General features: G+C 66.2%; 14 protein-coding genes. 7 read left to right on the top strand and 7 right to left on the bottom strand.

Annotated elements, in window-relative coordinates; all coding sequences use genetic code 11:
* The first annotated feature begins 14 nt into the window (after positions 1-14).
* Complete coding sequence (locus IM784_RS07690) at positions 15-1,757, top strand: tetratricopeptide repeat protein (protein ID WP_199554739.1); 1,743 nt, start codon at positions 15-17, stop codon at positions 1,755-1,757.
* Between the two features lie 10 nt (positions 1,758-1,767).
* Positions 1,768-2,577, top strand: coding sequence for a 4-(cytidine 5'-diphospho)-2-C-methyl-D-erythritol kinase (locus IM784_RS07685; RefSeq protein WP_199554738.1), 810 nt, complete (start codon positions 1,768-1,770; stop codon positions 2,575-2,577).
* Here the strand turns inward: IM784_RS07685 and IM784_RS07680 are convergent.
* Positions 2,574-3,524, bottom strand: coding sequence for an L-threonylcarbamoyladenylate synthase (locus tag IM784_RS07680; RefSeq protein ID WP_199554737.1), 951 nt, complete (start codon positions 3,522-3,524; stop codon positions 2,574-2,576). The genes IM784_RS07685 and IM784_RS07680 overlap by 4 nt on opposite strands.
* Positions 3,525-3,570: 46 nt before the next feature.
* Between IM784_RS07680 and IM784_RS07675 the strand changes: the two genes are divergently transcribed.
* The gene (locus tag IM784_RS07675) at positions 3,571-5,355 is read left to right on the top strand and encodes an acyl-CoA dehydrogenase (RefSeq protein ID WP_199554736.1); all 1,785 of its coding nucleotides are present in this window, start codon (positions 3,571-3,573) and stop codon (positions 5,353-5,355) included.
* Here the strand turns inward: IM784_RS07675 and IM784_RS07670 are convergent.
* Positions 5,352-6,173 (bottom strand): 3'(2'),5'-bisphosphate nucleotidase CysQ family protein, encoded by an 822-nt coding sequence (locus IM784_RS07670; protein WP_199554735.1) that lies wholly within the window; start codon positions 6,171-6,173, stop codon positions 5,352-5,354. The two genes, IM784_RS07675 and IM784_RS07670, sit on opposite strands and share 4 nt — an antisense overlap.
* A gap of 62 nt (positions 6,174-6,235) precedes the next feature.
* Here IM784_RS07670 and IM784_RS07665 point away from each other — a divergent pair, with 62 nt between their 5' ends.
* Entirely contained in the window at positions 6,236-6,775 is a 540-nt protein-coding gene (locus IM784_RS07665; protein WP_199554734.1) for a hypothetical protein, read from the top strand.
* A gap of 3 nt (positions 6,776-6,778) precedes the next feature.
* Here IM784_RS07665 and IM784_RS07660 read toward each other — a convergent pair whose 3' ends face one another.
* Positions 6,779-7,351: a nitroreductase family protein gene (locus tag IM784_RS07660; protein WP_199554733.1), complete on the bottom strand. Its 573-nt coding sequence runs from the start codon at positions 7,349-7,351 to the stop codon at positions 6,779-6,781.
* A gap of 107 nt (positions 7,352-7,458) precedes the next feature.
* On the opposite strand from IM784_RS07660, the gene IM784_RS07655 reads away from it, so the two are divergent.
* Positions 7,459-9,435 (top strand): TonB-dependent receptor, encoded by a 1,977-nt coding sequence (locus tag IM784_RS07655; RefSeq protein ID WP_199554732.1) that lies wholly within the window; start codon positions 7,459-7,461, stop codon positions 9,433-9,435.
* Here the strand turns inward: IM784_RS07655 and IM784_RS07650 are convergent.
* The 4 genes from IM784_RS07650 to IM784_RS07635 form a co-directional block, all read right to left on the bottom strand.
* Positions 9,416-10,096, bottom strand: coding sequence for a hypothetical protein (locus IM784_RS07650; protein WP_199554731.1), 681 nt, complete (start codon positions 10,094-10,096; stop codon positions 9,416-9,418). The genes IM784_RS07655 and IM784_RS07650 overlap by 20 nt on opposite strands.
* Before the next feature lie 85 nt (positions 10,097-10,181).
* A complete protein-coding gene (rpoD, locus tag IM784_RS07645) occupies positions 10,182-12,191 on the bottom strand; it encodes an RNA polymerase sigma factor RpoD (RefSeq protein ID WP_199554730.1) in 2,010 nt (669 codons plus the stop codon).
* A 42-nt stretch (positions 12,192-12,233) separates the two neighbouring features.
* Positions 12,234-14,012 carry a DNA primase gene (gene dnaG, locus IM784_RS07640; RefSeq protein ID WP_199554729.1) on the bottom strand — a complete coding sequence of 593 codons (1,779 nt, stop codon included), beginning with the start codon at positions 14,010-14,012 and terminating at the stop codon, positions 12,234-12,236.
* Between the two features lies 1 nt (position 14,013).
* Positions 14,014-14,466, bottom strand: coding sequence for a GatB/YqeY domain-containing protein (locus tag IM784_RS07635; protein WP_199554728.1), 453 nt, complete (start codon positions 14,464-14,466; stop codon positions 14,014-14,016).
* A 109-nt stretch (positions 14,467-14,575) separates the two neighbouring features.
* On the opposite strand from IM784_RS07635, the gene carA reads away from it, so the two are divergent.
* On the top strand, positions 14,576-15,739 hold the full coding sequence (gene carA / locus IM784_RS07630; protein ID WP_199554727.1) for a glutamine-hydrolyzing carbamoyl-phosphate synthase small subunit: 1,164 nt from the start codon (positions 14,576-14,578) through the stop codon (positions 15,737-15,739).
* 35 nt (positions 15,740-15,774) lie between these two features.
* Positions 15,775-16,296 (top strand): hypothetical protein, encoded by a 522-nt coding sequence (locus IM784_RS07625; protein ID WP_199554726.1) that lies wholly within the window; start codon positions 15,775-15,777, stop codon positions 16,294-16,296.
* The last annotated feature ends 1 nt before the right edge of the window (position 16,297 follow it).

Below are 16,297 nucleotides of genomic sequence, written 5' to 3'. Positions count from 1 at the left end.
TATAAGCTCTGCCGATGATGTCCGTTCGTTCGTGCCTGCTGTCAGGTCTTGCCGCCATCCTTCTGGCAGCGGGGCCTGTTGCCGCCGCCAAGCCGCCCACGCCCGACGAGGCGGCGGAGGCCTATGTGCAGGGCCGGCTTGCGCTTGCCGAGGACGATCTGGGGACCGCCGCGCAGCGTTTCGATTTGGTGCTGAAGGCTGGTGCGGACGATCAGCTGCGGCGGCGGGCGCTGGATGTCGCCATTCTGGGCGGTGACATGCCTGCGGCGGTGAAGCTGGCCAACCAGATCGCGCTGCAGTCGGAATCGGCGCCGGGCGAAGGGCTGGAGGATTCGATGGTCGCCCTGACCCGGCTGGCGGGCGCAACGGCAGCGCGAGACTGGAAGGCGTATGACGCCGCGCGGATCGCATTTGCAGCCCCCGGTCGTGGCGGTGAATCGGGTAAAGTGCTGGCGACCCTTCTGGAAGCCTATGGGCTGGCCGCCCGGGGCGACGTGGCCGGCGGCCTCGCCATCGTGGAGGCGGACGACGCCAAGGGCATTTCCGGCTCCTACATGTCCGAGCACAGGGCGCATCTGCTGGCGCTTGCGAAGCGCTGGCCGGAGGCGGCGGATGCCTATGGTGCCATTGTCGCAGCCGAGGGGGCCAATGTTACGCGGCTGCGCATTGCCGCCGCAGCGGCCGCCCTTGAGGCGGCTTCGAGCAATCCGCAATACAGGTCGAAGGCCATTCTGATCCTGGGCGGCGGCCCGGCACGTGACCCATATCTGATGGAAGCGCGCGCCCGGCTGGCGGCGGATCCGAAAATGCAGGGCCGTAAGCTGGGGGCTATGCCGCAGCGCGCAAGCGAAGGGCTGGGGCTGCTGTTCCTGCGGCTGGCGGCGGACCTTGGCCGGGAACGCGCGACCGGGCCGGCGCTGAGCTTTGCCCGTCTGGCGACGTTCGTGGAGCCGGGGCTGCAGGATGCCTGGTTCGTGACTGCAGATGCGCTGGTTCGCAGTGACAAGCCGGATCTGGCACTGCAGACGCTGGACAAGGCGCCGACCGATGCGCCCACGCAACTGATTGCAAACGCGCGCCGCGCCTCGATCCTGGCAAGCGAGGATCGCACCGATGAAGCGCGGGCTATCCTGCAGCGCCTGACGGCGCGGCCTGACGCCAGCTCCGAGGACTGGGCGCGGCTGGCGGATGTCGAGCGGCGGGCGAAGAATTATCCGCAATCCATTGCCCTGTATGGGAAGGCGCTGCAGCTGTTGCCGGAGCCGGCGGGACCGGCGCATGCGCAACTGCTGTTCCTTCGCGGCTCGGTAAACGAGGTGGCCGGCAATTGGGCTGATGCCGAGGCCGATCTGCGCAAGGCGGCGGAGCTGCAGCCGGACAACCCGGTGATTCTCAATTATCTGGGCTATTCGTTGCTGGACCGGCGGATGAAGATCGACGAGGCGCGGGATCTGATCGCGCGGGCCTACAAGGCGGCGCCCGACAACGGGGCGATCATCGACTCGATGGGTTGGGCAGAATATGTGCGCGGCAACTATGCCGAGGCTGTGCAGTTGCTGGAGCGGGCGCGGGCCGCCGAGCCGGCCGACCCGACTGTCGCCGATCATCTGGGAGACGCACTGTGGAAGGCGGGCCGCAGGATCGAGGCGCGGCATGCCTGGAATTCCGCGGCGGCGCTGTCGCCGGAGCCGGAGTTGCAGGCACTGCTGGCGAAGAAGCTGGATTTCGGGCTCGATATCGCGCTGGCCAGCAGGTGAGTTGCAGCCGATGAGTCTTGACGTGGCCGGCGTGGAGGACGCGCCGGCAAAGGTAAATCTGGCGCTGCATGTGCGCCATCGGCGGGCAGACGGTTTTCACGAGCTGGAGACGCTTTTCGCCTTCACCCGTTTTGGGGACCGCCTGCTGGCACGGCCGGCAGATGTCTGGCGGCTGGAGGTCGCAGGGCCGATGGCAGAGGCTTCCGGGCCGCTGGAGGACAATCTGGTGCTGCGGGCGGCGCGGGCGTTCGCTGCCGCGAGCGGAAGCCGCGATTGCTATGCGCTGCGCCTTGAAAAGCGCATCCCCGTGGCAGCCGGTCTGGGCGGTGGAAGCGCGGATGCCGGAGCCGCCCTGCGTCTGCTGAACCGCCTCGCCGGGTCGCCGCTGGCGGATGCGGCGCTCGAAACCATAGGCGCCGGACTGGGTGCGGACGTGCCGGCTTGCGTGCGCTCCCGGACTGCCTGGGGGCAGGGCGTCGGGGAGGAGCTGGACAACGGACCGCAGCTTTCCGGCAAGGGCATCTTGCTGGTCAATCCGCGCGTGGCTGTTCCGACCGGTCCGGTGTTTCGGGGCTGGGATGGTGTCGATCGCGGCGCGCTGGGCCGGGACTGGCGCGGCGGGCGGAACGATCTGGAAGCGTCTGCTGTGGCGCTGCAGCCGGTGATCGCCGAGGTGCTGGGCTGGCTTCGCGCGCTTCCGGGCGTGGAAATGGCGCGGATGTCGGGCTCAGGCGCGACCTGCCTGGCGCTGTTTGACGGGGCGGCGCCCGATGTCCATGCACCGGCTGGCTGGTGGATGGCGCGCACCGAACTGCTTTAGAGAGGTGCTGCTGCCCGCTTCAGGCGGTCGTTGATTGCAGCCCCCAGGCCATGCGTGGGGATTGGCGCGACGGCGATGGCGGTGCGTCCGCTGGACTGGGCGCGGTGGAGGAAATCGAACAGGTTGGCAGCGGCTTCCACGAGGTCGCCAGAGGGCGAGAGATTGGCATCGCCGGCGACGGCGCCGAAGCCGATGAGAAATTCCCGGGCGTCTGCGCTGGCGGCATTGAGGCGGAGCGGCAGGGCAGGGGCATAGTGGTTGAGAAGCATGCCCGGCGCGGCGACAGGATCTGCGTCTTCGGCTATTTCGAGCGGGCCGGTCACCTCTTCGAGCTGCTCGCGGGAGATGGCGCCCTGGCGGAGAAGACGGGCCTTGCCGTCGACTACCGAGACGATGCTGCTTTCAAGGCCGGCAGACGTGGGGCCTGCGTCGAGAATCAGCGGGACGCGGCCTGCCAGGGATTCCCGGACGTGGGCGGCATGCGTCGGGGAAAGGCGGCCGGATCGATTGGCGGACGGGGCAGCGAGCGGGCGGCCAAGCGCTGCAAGCACGGCCTGCATCGCCCGGTGCGCGGGAACGCGCAGCGCGACGGTGGGGAGGCCGGCGGTAACCAACGCCGCAACGGGCGAGCTTTCCAGACGCGGCAGGACGAGGGTGAGCGGGCCGGGCCAGAAACGGGCAGCGAGCGCCTGGGCCAGCGGTTCCATCCGCGCATGGCCACGGGCCGCCTCGCCATTTGGCAGATGCACGATCAGCGGGTTGAAGCTGGGGCGGCCCTTGGCGGCATAGATGCGCGCAACCGCCGCGCCATTCGTGGCATCGGCGGCGAGGCCATAGACAGTTTCCGTCGGGATGGCGACCAGTTCCCCGGCATCGAGCAGGGCGGCCGCTTCGGCGATGGCAGCCATGTCTGCAAGTCGGATGCGCGTTGTCTCGCCAGCGGTCATGCCGGTCGCTATAGCGGCAGCCGTTCACAAAAACAGGTGCCCCAGAATGTCCTATACCCCGCCGATTTCCGAGCAGCGCTTTGTGCTGGATGTAGTTGCGCGCATCGACGAACTGGCCGGGCTTCCGGGTTTTGATGCGGTGTCTCCGGATCTGGTGGACGCCATCCTGAACGAGGCGGGGAAGCTGGCGTCGGGGGTGTTTGCACCGCTGAATGTCGTGGGCGACAAGATGGGCGCTCGCGCCGTGGACGGCGTGGTGACCATGCCGGAGGGTTTCAAGGCCGCGTTCGATGCCTATGCCGAGGGCGGCTGGATCGGGCTGGGGGCGGACCCGGCGCATGGCGGGCAGGGGCTGCCGTTCGTGCTGGCAAGCGCGGTGCAGGAGCAGATCACCAGCGCCAACATGGCGTTTTCGCTGTGCCCGATGCTGACGCTGGGCGCCATCGAGGCGCTGCAGGCACACGCAAGCCCCCAGTTGCAGGAAACCTATCTGCGGCCGCTGGTGGAAGGGCGCTGGACGGGGACGATGAACCTGACCGAGCCGCAGGCCGGTTCGGATGTGGGCGCGCTGCGCTCGAGCGCGACGCCGGCGGCCGACGGAACGTGGCGGGTGAAGGGCCAGAAGATCTTCATCACCTGGGGTGAGCATGATCTGGCAGAGAATATCGTCCATCTGGTACTGGCGCGGACGCCGGATTCGCCCCCCGGCACCAAGGGTATCTCGCTGTTTCTCGTGCCCAAATTCCTGGTGAACGCCGATGGCTCGCTGGGGGCGCGCAACGACGTGCGGGTGGTTTCGACCGAGCACAAGCTGGGCATCCACGCCAGCCCGACCTGCACGATGGCGTTCGGCGATTCGGGCGCGTGTGTCGGCTGGCTGGTCGGCGCCGAGAATGCCGGAATGCGGGCGATGTTCACGATGATGAACCATGCCCGCATCAATGTCGGGCTGCAGGGCATCGCCATTGCCGAGCGGGCGACGCAGCATGCAGTCGCCTTTGCCCGCGAGCGGGTGCAGTCGGCAAGGTTCGGCGGCGGGCGCGCGCCGGTACGGATTATCGAACATGCCGATGTGCGGCGGATGCTGATGACCTGCCGCGCCTATACCGAGGCGGCGCGGGCGATTGCCTATCTGAATGCCTCGGCAGTGGATCGTGCGCATGCGGAGACGGATGCAGCGCGCAAGGGCGAGGCACAGGCGCTGGCCGATCTGCTGACGCCGGTGACCAAGGCGTTTTCGACCGACATCGGAGTCGAGGTGAGCTCGATCGCGCTGCAGGTGTTCGGCGGGATGGGCTTCATCGAGGAAACCGGGGCGGCGCAGCATTATCGCGATAGCCGGATCGCGCCGATCTATGAAGGCACCAACGGCATCCAGGCGCTGGATCTGGTGGGGCGGAAGCTGGGCATGGAGGGCGGCCGCCATTGGCGGGCGCTGCTGCAGCGCGAACGGCAGTTTATTGCCGGTCTGCCGAAGACAGGGGAGCTGGGGCAGCTGACGCCGTGGCTGGAGGACGCCGTGGAGGCCTTGCAGACGGCTTCGGTGTGGATGTCGGGCAACGAAGGCGACAAGCTGGCCGATACGGCCGCGGCCGCGACGCCGTATCTGCGCATGTTCGGGCTGACCATCGGGGCGACGCTGCTGGCGCGGCAGGCAGTGGAGGCAGCCCGTCGGCTGGAGGCCGGCGAGGGCGACCCGGCCTTCCTGAAGGCGAAGATCGCCACCGCACGCTTCTTTGCAGAGCAACTATTGCCGGCTGCGGCGGCGCTGCTGGGGCCGATCACGCGCGGCGCAGAGCTGCTCTATGCGATACCGGAAGAGCTTCTCTAGCCGCTGAAGGCCGGCAGGCGGGCGGCGGCCGCCGGCTCGCCCAGGCCCAGGAAACTGGAGTTCAGGTAGGTGGGCTTGCCGTAGCCGAGTGGCGCGCCGTTGGTGCCCAACGTGATGCCGCCTGCGGCGCGCAGGATGGCGTCGGCGGCGGCGGTGTCCCACTCGCAGGTGGGGCCATAGCGGGGATAGACGTCGGCCAGACCTTCGGCGAGCAGGCAGAATTTCAGGCTGGAGCCGGAGGGGCGGGTGTCTGCACCGGATAGCGCCGCAACCCACGCTTTGGTTTTCTCGTCGAGGTGGGAGCGGCTGGTGACGACAATCGGCGGCGACGCCAGCGGACGGACATGGATCGCCTGACGCTTGCCGTCGGCGTCGGTCTTCCAGGCGCCCAGGTGCGCGGCGCCTGTCCAGAGCGTTCCGGTGGGCGGATGCAGGACGAGCCCGAGGGTTGGGATGCCTTCCTCGACCAGGCCGATGTTGACCGAATAGTCGGGACCGCCGTTGATGAAATCCCGCGTGCCGTCCAGCGGATCGATCAGCCAGAAGCGGCTGCCGGGGGCGGGCTGGATGCCGGCGGCGGAGGCCTCTTCGCCGATGATGACGGCATGCGGGTCGATCTTGCGGATGGCGGCTTCGAGCAGCAGCTCGGCTGCTTCATCGGCTTCGGTGACGGGGGACTTATCCTGCTTGTCGCGCCGGCGGTCGGTTGCGCCCCCGGCCTTCAATCGCTCTATGAGGGTGCCTGCTTCGCGCATGGCGGGAGAGAGCGCTTCCAGCAGTTCGGCGTGGGCGAGATCTTCGGAAAGCGAGAATGGCATGCGTCGCGACTCTTGTGGCTGTTACCCGCTGCATTATGCTTGGTAGGAGAGTGGAAGGACAGATGGTGAAAATGCAAATGCTTCGGGCGGGGTTGTTTTTCGGTTTGGCATGGGCGGGGCCGGCGATGGCCCAGGTGCCGCAATCGCTGCTCGCCTGTTCGACCAGGGTTGCCGATGCCGAGCGGCTGAAATGCTATGACGATGCGCTGAACGCATTGTCGGCCGACGCCCGGAAGATGTCCGAGAAGCGGGAGAAGGAAGCGGCGGCTGCAGCCGCCGCCGCTGCCGCGACTGCTGCTGCGGCCGCAGAGGCAAACGCCAAGGCTGCGGAGGCAGCAAAGACGGATGCATTCGGCAAGCGTGCTTCGGCTGAGGAACGCATCGAGCAGGTTGATGCGACGGTGGCCGAGATCCTGCGCGATTCCGCCAACAAGGCGATCTTCGTGCTGGATAACGGCCAGATGTGGCGCCAGGCCGATGGCTTCGGGCAGGCGCTTATCAAGGCGGGCACCGCCGTTTCGATCAAACGCGGCTCGATGGGGAGCTTCCGGTTGGTGCCGAGGGGAAGCAGCCGGACCGTTGCGGTGATCCGGATGCGCTGAGCATCACGGCCAGTTGCGGACAATGTCCGGCATATTCGGGCGGGGTCGTTCTTCCAGAGGCTTCGCGGCGGTGCCCAGGAAGAAATAGCCGGCGATGGTGCCCCCCGGCACGCCGAGCGCATCGGCGATGCCGGGCATCGTCGCCGGGGCGCCGCTCAGCCAGTTGCCGGCGTAGCCCAGGGCATGGGTGGCGAGCAGCAGATTCTGGGCAACGGCCCCGGCCGACAGCAGCTGTTCCCACAACGGAATGTGGCTTTCGCGCGGCAGCGAGAAGAGCGCGACGCAGACGGGCGATTGCCGGGCGAACTGCTGCAGCGATTCGATCTCCAGCCGTCCGGCGAACGGCTTTTCGGCGCGATAGAGGCGCTCGAGCAGGTCGGCGAAGGCGGTGCGATCACGGATGACGACAAAACGCCAGGGCGCAAGCTTGCCGTGATCGGGCACGCGGGCCGCGGCCTGCAGGATGGTTGCCAGCTCCGCATCGCCGGGGCCGGGCGCGACCAGGTCGCGCGCCTTGCCCGAACGGCGGGTGAGCAGCAGGCTGAGTGGGCTGGACAGGTCGTTGAACTGAGGCATGCCGGGCGTTTGGCATGGCGCGAACCGTTATGCCAGCCTATTTGTGCGAACGATTCGCAATAAATCCGTCAGTTTCGCCCTGACCCCCGGAGCGCTAGTCGGGGACGATGTTCGATTTGCCGCAGACTGCCACGCCCGTTGCCGAAACGATCCTGGTGCAAGGCCGTGCCATCACCCCGGCGGCAGGAGCCGAGGCATTCGGGCGGATTCACCTGGACGAGGTGGCTCTGGAGCCGGCTTCAGGACGGGTGGAGGACGCGCTGCGCGGGATTGGCGGCGTGCAGTTGTTTCGCGCCAGTTCGACACGGACGTCGAACCCGACTGCCGACGGGATTACCGCTCGCGGGCTTTCCGGCAATGCGGCCAGCCGATTGCAGGTGACGCTGGATGGGGCACCACTGGCGGATCCGTTTTTTGGCTTCGTTTCCTGGGGCCAGCTGGTGGGGCGCAAGCTTGCATCAGCCGAGCTGGTGCGTGGCGGCGGACTGGGCGGATCGGGGGCGCTGGCGGGAACGCTGGAGCTGACCTCCGCCGTGCCCGATACGGAAGCCAGCCTTCGCGGCGGAAGCCGGGCCGGCCTTGACACTTCGGCTTCCCTGGCCCTGCCCGGCGGCGGATTCGGCCTGTTTGGCGGCTATTCGCGGGGCGACGGGCACATGTTGGTGGCCCATCCGGGGCCGGCGGACGTGCCGGCTGCCTATCGACAATGGTCTGCGGGCGCGCGGGCCGGGGGCGAGGTGGGCGGCATGCGGCTGTCGGCGTCGCTATCAGGGTTTGACGATCGCCGGCTGCGCGGAGTGGAAGGCGCGGACATCCGCTCCAGCGGCGGCGATGCGAACCTGCGCCTGGAGATGCAGGACGGCTGGCGGACCCAGGCGCTGGCGTTCCTGCAGCTCAGGGATTTCTCGACCGTCAATCGCACATTGGATGCAAGCCGGTCCGTGGCGACCACCTCGCTCGACCAGCAGAAGACGCCGGCAAGTGGCTGGGGCCTGCGGCTGGCTGCCGAGCCGCCGTTGGGCGACAATCTGGCGCTGAACATCGCAGCCGAATGGCGCGCCGCGGATGGGAAGACGCTGGAGCTGTTTCGCTATGCAGCCGGATTGCCGACGCGGCAGCGACGGGCCGGGGGAAGCCAGCAGGTGGGCGGCCTTGCAGCCAACGGCACCGCGCGGCTTTCGGACGCCCTGTTGTTGACGGGGGCTTTTCGGGTGGACCGCTGGCGGCTGGGGACGGGAACGCTGCAAGAGATCGATCTGGCGACCGGGCTGCCTGTGCTGGACGAGTCGTCGGATGCCCGGACCGGCACAGAGTGGAGCGGGCGGGCGGGCGCCTTGTGGAGACCGTTTGCGGCGGTGCGGGTGCGCGCCGCCGCCTATCATGGCTGGCGGCTGCCGACCTTGAACGAACTGCACCGGCCGTTCCGGGCCGGGGCCGATGCCACGGCTGCGAACCCGTCGCTGGAGCCGGAGCGGCTGGACGGGGTGGAGGCAAGCATCGGCTGGCAGCCGGTTGCTGCTTTTGACGCAGGGCTTACGCTGTTTGCCAACCGGCTGAAGAATCCGATTGCCAATGTAACGCTGGCGCAGGGGCCGGGGGTGTTTCCGGGCGTCGGCTTCGTTGCGGCCGGCGGACGTTATCGGCAGCGCCAGAATCTGCAGGAGATCCGCAGCCGCGGGCTGGAGGGCGATGCATCGGTGGCGGCCGGCAGCTGGCGGTTGCAGGGCAGCTTTGCCTGGGTGGATGCCGAAATGCGTGGCGGCGGGCTGGATGGAAAGCGGCCAGCGCAGGCTCCGGAGTTTTCCGGCAGCATGACCTTGGGTCGTTCCGGCGGCGCGGTGGACGGATCGGCGACGCTGAGGGTTCTGGGCGCGCGCTTCGAGGATGACCTGAACGACCGCCGATTGGCGCCGGCGACAACGCTGGACCTGAAGCTCTCCGTCCCGGTGACGAAGCGGCTGCGGCTGGAGGCGGCCGCGGAAAACCTGTTCGACGCCGATGTCGAATCCGGCTTCTCCGGCGCTCAGGTGGAACTGGGCCAGCCGCGGACGCTGTGGCTGGGTATCAGAGTGGGCGGAAGCTGATCTCGCTCTTGCGCCTGCCGCCAAATCCGAACGGTGCGCTGACGTCGGAATCGGAGGTCTGGCTGGCAAGGAACGGGTAAGTGGCGCCGGGGCGATAGTTGCTGATCACTTCGAAGCGATTCATCGTGGCGATGCCGCGAATCTTGAACGGCTCCGGGGAATAGATGCGCACGCGCACGGGCGTGGGCTTGCCGTCGACGTCCTCGACCGTGAGATCGGCCGACAGCCTGGACGAAATGTCCCCGCCGGGCGTCACCACCGCGCCTTCGGGCAGGCTCGCCCAATGATAGACGGTGCGGCCGTTTGCCTGAGACTGCTTGGTGGGCGGCGTCCGCAGCACGACGCTGAGCCGGTGGAAGCCGGGGACAACATTGCGCGGATTCGCCTTGGCGTGGCGATCGATTTCCTTAGGTGTCGGCTTGTGGCCGTTGAAGTTCACCAGAGTCCATTTGCCGCTGCGGGCGCCGGTTGGGGTGAAACGGTCGACGACGAGGGCCGGTTCCTTTTCAGGATCGGCGCGCAGTTCGGCGCGGGAGGTGCGTTCGATGGCTGGAATCGGAGCTCGGGCTGAGTCTGCAAGAATCCTGTCGAGCACGGCGTCGGCCTGGGCAGCAACCGGGGCAAAAAGCATCAGGGCGGCGGCGAAAAGGGCAGGGCGCATCGGTGTCCTTGTGCGATAGGGGTGCGGCAAATGCGAAACGGGCGCCCCTTTTGTTGGGCGCCCGCTTGCTGGTTTCTGAACCGGATCAGCTGTCGAGGAAGCTGCGCATCTTCCGGGAGCGCGACGGGTGCTTCAGCTTGCGCAGCGCCTTCGCCTCGATCTGGCGGATGCGTTCGCGGGTGACCGAGAACTGCTGGCCGACTTCCTCCAGCGTGTGATCGGTGTTCATGCCGATGCCGAAGCGCATCCGCAGCACCCGCTCTTCCCGCGGGGTGAGGCTGGCGAGGACTCGGGTGACGGTTTCCTTGAGGTTTGCGTGGATCGCGGCATCGACGGGGATGATCGCGTTCTTGTCCTCGATGAAATCGCCCAGGTGGCTGTCTTCCTCGTCGCCGATCGGCGTTTCGAGCGAGATCGGCTCCTTCGCGATCTTCAGCACCTTGCGCACCTTGTCGAGCGGCATGGAGAGGCGCTCGGCAAGCTCTTCCGGAGTCGCTTCGCGGCCGGTTTCGTGCAGATACTGGCGGCTTGCGCGGACCAGCTTGTTGATCGTCTCGATCATGTGCACCGGAATACGGATGGTGCGCGCCTGATCCGCGATCGAGCGGGTGATGGCCTGCCGGATCCACCAGGTCGCGTAGGTCGAGAATTTGTAGCCGCGGCGGTATTCGAACTTGTCCACCGCCTTCATCAGGCCGATGTTGCCCTCCTGGATAAGGTCCAGGAACTGCAGGCCGCGGTTGGTGTATTTCTTGGCGATGGAGATGACGAGGCGCAGGTTTGCCTCCACCATTTCCTTCTTGGCGATGCGGGCCTCGCGCTCGCCCTTCTGCACCATGTTCACGATGCGGCGATACTCGGAAAGATCGACGCCGGTTTCGTGGGCGATGGCTCCCAGTTCCTCGCGGATGCGGATCGTCTCGCGCTCTTCGGCGGCCGCAAACGCGATCCATTTCTTGTCGCGCGTGGCGTTGGCCGCCAGCCAGCCGTCATCCAGCTCGCGCCCCAGATAGCTGTCCAGGAAGTCCTTGCGGTTGATCTTGTGGCGGTCGGCCAGCTTCAGCATCTGCCCGCCCAGCGTCATCAGCCGGCGGTTGAAGCTGTAGAGATGCTCGACCAGGAACTCGATCTTGGCATTGGTGAACTGCACCGCCGTGATCTGCTGCGTCAGCTCGATGCGGAGCTTCTGATACTTCTTCTCGTCGGGCTTGGGGAATTCGACCCCCTGCGCGATCGACTGCATCCGGCCCTGCTGCAGCTTGTGGAACTTCGCATAGCTCGCCTCGATGGCAGCGAAGGTTTCAAGCGCCTGGGGTTTCAGCGTTTCTTCCATGGCGGCCAGGCTCATGCCGCCTTCGTCTTCGTCTTCCTCGGCCGGGCGCGGGGCGCGGCGCTCGGTCATCTCGTCTTCTTCGTCAGGTGCGGCAGGCGCCTCTTCGGGCTCGGCCTCTTCCTTGAACTGGACGGGAAGGTCCGAGCCTTCCTCGGCTTCCTCGCCATCCTCGGTGATGGTGGGCTTGGCCAGCATGGCTTCGAGATCCAGGATCTCGCGAAGCTGCATGCGGCCTTCGTTCAGCGCGTGCGACCAGTCGATGATGGCGGCAAACGTCATCGGGCTTTCGCAGAGCCCTGCGATCATGGTGTCGCGGCCGGCCTCGATCCGCTTGGCGATGGCGATTTCGCCTTCACGGGAAAGCAGCTCCACGGCGCCCATTTCGCGCAGGTACATGCGCACCGGATCGTCGGTGCGGTCGAGCTTTTCCTTGGGCGCAGCGGTGGGGGCGGGGCCGATGGCGTCGACCTCGACTTCCTCGACCTGCTCCTCTTCCTCGGCTTCGGCTTCTTCCGCCGAATCCTCGTTCTCGACGATGTTGATGCCCATGTCCGACAGGGCCGACATCACGTCCTCGATCTGCTCGGACGACATCTGATCCTGCGGCAAGGCCGCATTCAGCTCGTCATAGGTAATCCAGCCGCGCTTCTTCGCCTTTGCAATGAGGCGCTTCAGCGTTGCTTCGTTAAGGTCGATGACGGGTGCGCCATCGCCTTCCGCCTTTTCAGGCGCTTCGGATTCATTGAACGCGGTTTTCGCCATGCCGGTCCTAACTCGGATAGGCGCGAGTGGCTGCCTTGCCGCTCACGCCTTGTCGTTTTCGATTGCCAGTGCAGTCATCCTGCGGTTGGCCTCGGCTCTTGTCGCGCGGCGGGACTGTTGCCTTTCCCATTCCCGCGCAAAGTCATCCGGGCTGCCAACGTCACTGGGCTGCTGCTCTTCCGTGCCTAGATGGTGCGACTCGGTCATGTGCGCAATAGCCGTCGCGACTCGGTTGCGCAAAACATCTTCCGAATCCACGTCTTTAAATAGTGGCGCGTAGCCTGACAGCAACGGTTCTGCCCTGCTGCCGCGCAGCAGATGATCGCGGGCAAGAAGCAGCGAGGCCGACGAAATCGGCAACTCCGCAAGCGCTTCGGCGACTTCCTCAACCAGCGTCGGGTGCTGGCTGAGCGTGCGCAGCAACATGCCGGGGGTAGGTTCGGCGCGCTGGCGGGCGGCGGCGCGGGTTTCCGGGCGCGCCGTTGGAACGGGGGGGTGCCACGGTCCTTGCCGACGCGGGCCTGCTGCCTGCGGGCGGTCGGAACGGGCCGGGCGTGCCGGGCGCAGCATTTCGTCGGCGCGGTCGAGCCAGGTGTGGAGATAGTCGCGGCGGATATCCTGATCGGCAATTTCGCCGGCAAGCGCCTTCAGCCGCGCCTTAAACGCGGCCCTGCGTTCCGGCGTGTCGAGCGGGCCGGCATTAAACTCGCTGTCGAACAGGAAGCGCTCCAGCGGGAGGGCGGTCGCAAGGAGGGCATCGACGGCAGCCTTGCCGCCCTCTCGGGCGAGATCGTCCGGGTCCTTGCCCTTGGGGAGGGCGACGAGTGCGAGGCTGCGACCGGGGGCGAGCAGGGGCAGGGCGTGGGTGGCGGCGCGCAGGCCCGCGCGCATGCCGGCGCCGTCGCCATCGAAGGCAAGCACCGGCTCGCCGACAATCTTCCAGGCAAGCTGCAGCTGGTCTTCGGTCAACGCGGTTCCGAGCGGGGCGACGGCTTCGAGGATTCCGGCGCCCGCAAGGCCGACGACATCCATATAGCCTTCGACCACCAGCAGGCGCCCTGCCTTGCGGGCGGCAGGCGCGGCGCGGTGCAGATTGTAGAGCAGGCGGCCCTTGTGGAAGACCGGGCCTTCGGGCGAGTTCAGATATTTGGGTTCGCCGGCGCCGAGGATGCGGCCGCCGAAGCCGACCGGGCGGCCGCGCGCATCGTGGATCGGGAACATCAGCCGGCCACGGAAACGGTCGTAGCGGCGGTCGTCTGCCTCTCCGGTCAGGCCGGCGTCCAGCAACTGCGGCGGTTCGACGGTTTCGAACTTTGCCTTCAGCGCCTTTGACATCGCATCGCGCGAATCGGGCGCGAAGCCGAGGCCGAACTGGGCCTGCAATGCTGCCGACACGCCGCGGCGCTCGAGATAGGCGCGGGCGTCTGCACCGCCAACGGATTGCATCTGGCCACGATACCAGTCGCTTGCCGCTTCCAGCAGTTCATAAAGGCCCGCCCGGCGCCTTGCTTCGGGGTTGTCGGGACGGGATTCGGGGACCGCAAGCCCTGCCTCCGCGGCGAGCGATTTCACCGCCTCCATGAAGGACAGGCCGTCCAATTCTGTCACGAAGCGGATGGCGTCCCCGTGCGCGCCACAGCCGAAGCAGTGGTAGAAGCCCTTGTCTTCGTTGACGTAAAAGCTGGGCGTCTTCTCGTTGTGGAAGGGGCAGCAGCCCTTCAGCTCGCGGCCCGCGCGGGTAAGCTTTACCCGCCGCCCGACAACGGCCGCGAGCCCGATCCGGGCGCGCAGATCGTCGAGGAATTCGGGCGGCAAGCTCATCCTACGCCAACGCCGCCTTCACCAGGCCCGATGCCTTGGACATGTCGATCTGGCCCTGCAGGCGCGCCTTCACCAGTGCCATCACCGCGCCCATGTCCTTCACCGACGTCGCGCCGGCCTCCTTCACCAGCGCGACGACGGCCGCCTGCGCTTCGGCCTCGGACATCTGCCTTGGCAGGAAGCTCTCGATCACGGCAAGTTCCGCGCCTTCGGCTGCCGCCAGTTCGGGGCGGTTGCCCTTCTCGAACATGTCGATCGATTCGCGGCGCTGCTTGGCCATCTTGCCCAGCACTTCCATCACCATCACATCGTCGTCTGCCGGGGCACCGCCGGTGCGGGCCTCGATATCCCGGTTCTTCAGCGCGGCCTGGATCAGGCGGATGGCGTTTACCCGGGCGCTGTCCTTGGCCTTCATGGCCTCGATCAGGGCAGCCTTGATGTCGTCGCGTATCATGTTTTTCTCCTGTTTGGGTCTCATATGCGCGTTGCCGCCATTGACCAAACGGCGCCTTGACCGTAACGCGGCGCCTTAGCTCAAAACCTGCTGACCCGAGGATCTGCCGATGGCCGAAGACACCCGCTTGCGCCAACCACATGGCGCGACTGGAGTCCTCGTTCTTGGCGATGGAACCGTCTTCTGGGGGCAGGGTGTCGGCGCCGAGGGCGAGGCCGTTGGCGAGCTGTGCTTCAATACGGCGATGACCGGCTATCAGGAAGTGATGACCGACCCGAGCTATGCCGGGCAGATCATCAATTTCACCTTCCCGCACATCGGCAATGTCGGCGCCAACCTGGAGGATATCGAGGGGCCGAACCCGCACGCGCTGGGCTGCGTGATGGCAGAGCCGATCACCGCGCCGAGCAGCTTCCGCAGCCAGCAGGGCTTTAGCGAATGGCTGGCAAACTGGGGGCGTATCGGGCTGTCGGGTGTGGATACGCGGGCGATCACGCGGCGCATTCGCAAGGCTGGCGCACCAAATGCGGTGATTGCGCACAATAGGGACGGCGTTTTCGATCTGGCGGCCCTGCAGGCGAAAGCCGCCGGCTGGTTGGGCCTTGAGGGCCTCGATCTCGCGAAGGAGGTTTCCTCCACGCAGATGTGGGCTTGGGATGGAGGCCCGTGGAAGCTGGGCGAGGGCTATGCGCCCGGCGATCTGCCCGACGATGCGCCGCATGTCGTCGCCATCGACTATGGCATCAAGCGCGCGATCCTGCGGCAGCTGGTGGATGCCGGCGCCAAGGTGACGGTGGTGCCGGCGACGGCGACCTTCGACGAGATCATGGCGCTGAACCCGGACGGGCTGTTCCTGTCCAACGGCCCGGGCGATCCGGCGGCGACCGGTGTTTATGCGGTGCCGACCATCCAGAAATGGCTGGCGACGAAGAAGCCGCTGTTCGGCATTTGCCTGGGCCATCAGATGCTGGGGCTGGCCGTGGGTGCGAAGACGGTGAAGATGCACCAGGGCCATCGCGGCGCGAACCATCCGGTGAAGCGGCTGGAGGACGGGAAGGTGGAAATCACCTCCATGAACCACGGCTTCACCGTCGATGCGGACACGCTGCCGGGCAATGTGCGGGCGACGCATGTAAGTCTGTTCGACCAGACGCTGTGCGGGCTGGAGCTGGTGGACCAGATGGCTTTCTCTGTTCAGCATCACCCCGAGGCATCGCCGGGGCCGCAGGATAGCTATTATCTCTTCAAGCGGTTCGTGGAGGGGTTGCGGTGAGCTCCCGACATCGGCGGTTATGGGCTACCATACCTATGTTCGCGGCAGCGCCTGTCGTCAGCCAACCCGCTGTGGGTGAAATTGGACCGGCGCAAGATGCCATTAAAGTAGGGCCGTTTTCAGTAGGGTGGAAGATTGATCCGGCCTGTCGTCCTTCAGCGTGTAAGATTTCATCTATCACATGGAAATCGAATAGCGGATTGACCAAATATAATCTGTACGACACCGGCTCCATTGTTAATTTGTCTTGGACTCGCGACGGAAAATATAAATCATGTTTCGTTGTTGATCCGTGGATTTCGTTGGACTTGCCGATGGATCACTATTTCTCGAAGAAAAAATATGAAGAACTTCCCTGCGGGTTAGCTGAAATGGACGCATCCGAGCGGTTTGAAGTTGAGGAGGCAACCAAGATATTTGGCGAAGCATTCGATAAATTTCGCTTGTTTTCCAAGAAGTTGCATGGAGTTTCAGAATCCAGATGCGTAGAAGCGGAATCTGGGCCGCCCGCGCCTCACGGAATACGGTGCAAACAGTATTCCAGTGCTGAACATTGAG

This window comes from Sandaracinobacteroides hominis (genome assembly GCF_016464365.1).
In the GTDB taxonomy this organism is placed as follows: Bacteria; Pseudomonadota; Alphaproteobacteria; order Sphingomonadales; family Sphingomonadaceae; genus Sandaracinobacteroides; species Sandaracinobacteroides hominis.
This window is presented reverse-complemented; position numbering and strand designations above follow the sequence as displayed.

Coding starts and splice junctions, on each gene's coding strand:
- IM784_RS07660 (WP_199554733.1), bottom strand. CDS start 7,351: ATGCCTCAGTTCAACGACCTGTCCAGCCCACTCAGCCTGCTGCTCACC.
- IM784_RS07655 (WP_199554732.1), top strand. CDS start 7,459: ATGTTCGATTTGCCGCAGACTGCCACGCCCGTTGCCGAAACGATCCTG.
- IM784_RS07675 (WP_199554736.1), top strand. CDS start 3,571: ATGTCCTATACCCCGCCGATTTCCGAGCAGCGCTTTGTGCTGGATGTA.
- IM784_RS07635 (WP_199554728.1), bottom strand. CDS start 14,466: ATGATACGCGACGACATCAAGGCTGCCCTGATCGAGGCCATGAAGGCC.
- rpoD (WP_199554730.1), bottom strand. CDS start 12,191: ATGGCGAAAACCGCGTTCAATGAATCCGAAGCGCCTGAAAAGGCGGAA.
- IM784_RS07680 (WP_199554737.1), bottom strand. CDS start 3,524: ATGACCGCTGGCGAGACAACGCGCATCCGACTTGCAGACATGGCTGCC.
- IM784_RS07670 (WP_199554735.1), bottom strand. CDS start 6,173: ATGCCATTCTCGCTTTCCGAAGATCTCGCCCACGCCGAACTGCTGGAA.
- dnaG (WP_199554729.1), bottom strand. CDS start 14,012: ATGAGCTTGCCGCCCGAATTCCTCGACGATCTGCGCGCCCGGATCGGG.
- IM784_RS07690 (WP_199554739.1), top strand. CDS start 15: ATGATGTCCGTTCGTTCGTGCCTGCTGTCAGGTCTTGCCGCCATCCTT.
- IM784_RS07650 (WP_199554731.1), bottom strand. CDS start 10,096: ATGCGCCCTGCCCTTTTCGCCGCCGCCCTGATGCTTTTTGCCCCGGTT.
- IM784_RS07685 (WP_199554738.1), top strand. CDS start 1,768: ATGAGTCTTGACGTGGCCGGCGTGGAGGACGCGCCGGCAAAGGTAAAT.
- IM784_RS07665 (WP_199554734.1), top strand. CDS start 6,236: ATGGTGAAAATGCAAATGCTTCGGGCGGGGTTGTTTTTCGGTTTGGCA.
- carA (WP_199554727.1), top strand. CDS start 14,576: ATGGCCGAAGACACCCGCTTGCGCCAACCACATGGCGCGACTGGAGTC.
- IM784_RS07625 (WP_199554726.1), top strand. CDS start 15,775: ATGTTCGCGGCAGCGCCTGTCGTCAGCCAACCCGCTGTGGGTGAAATT.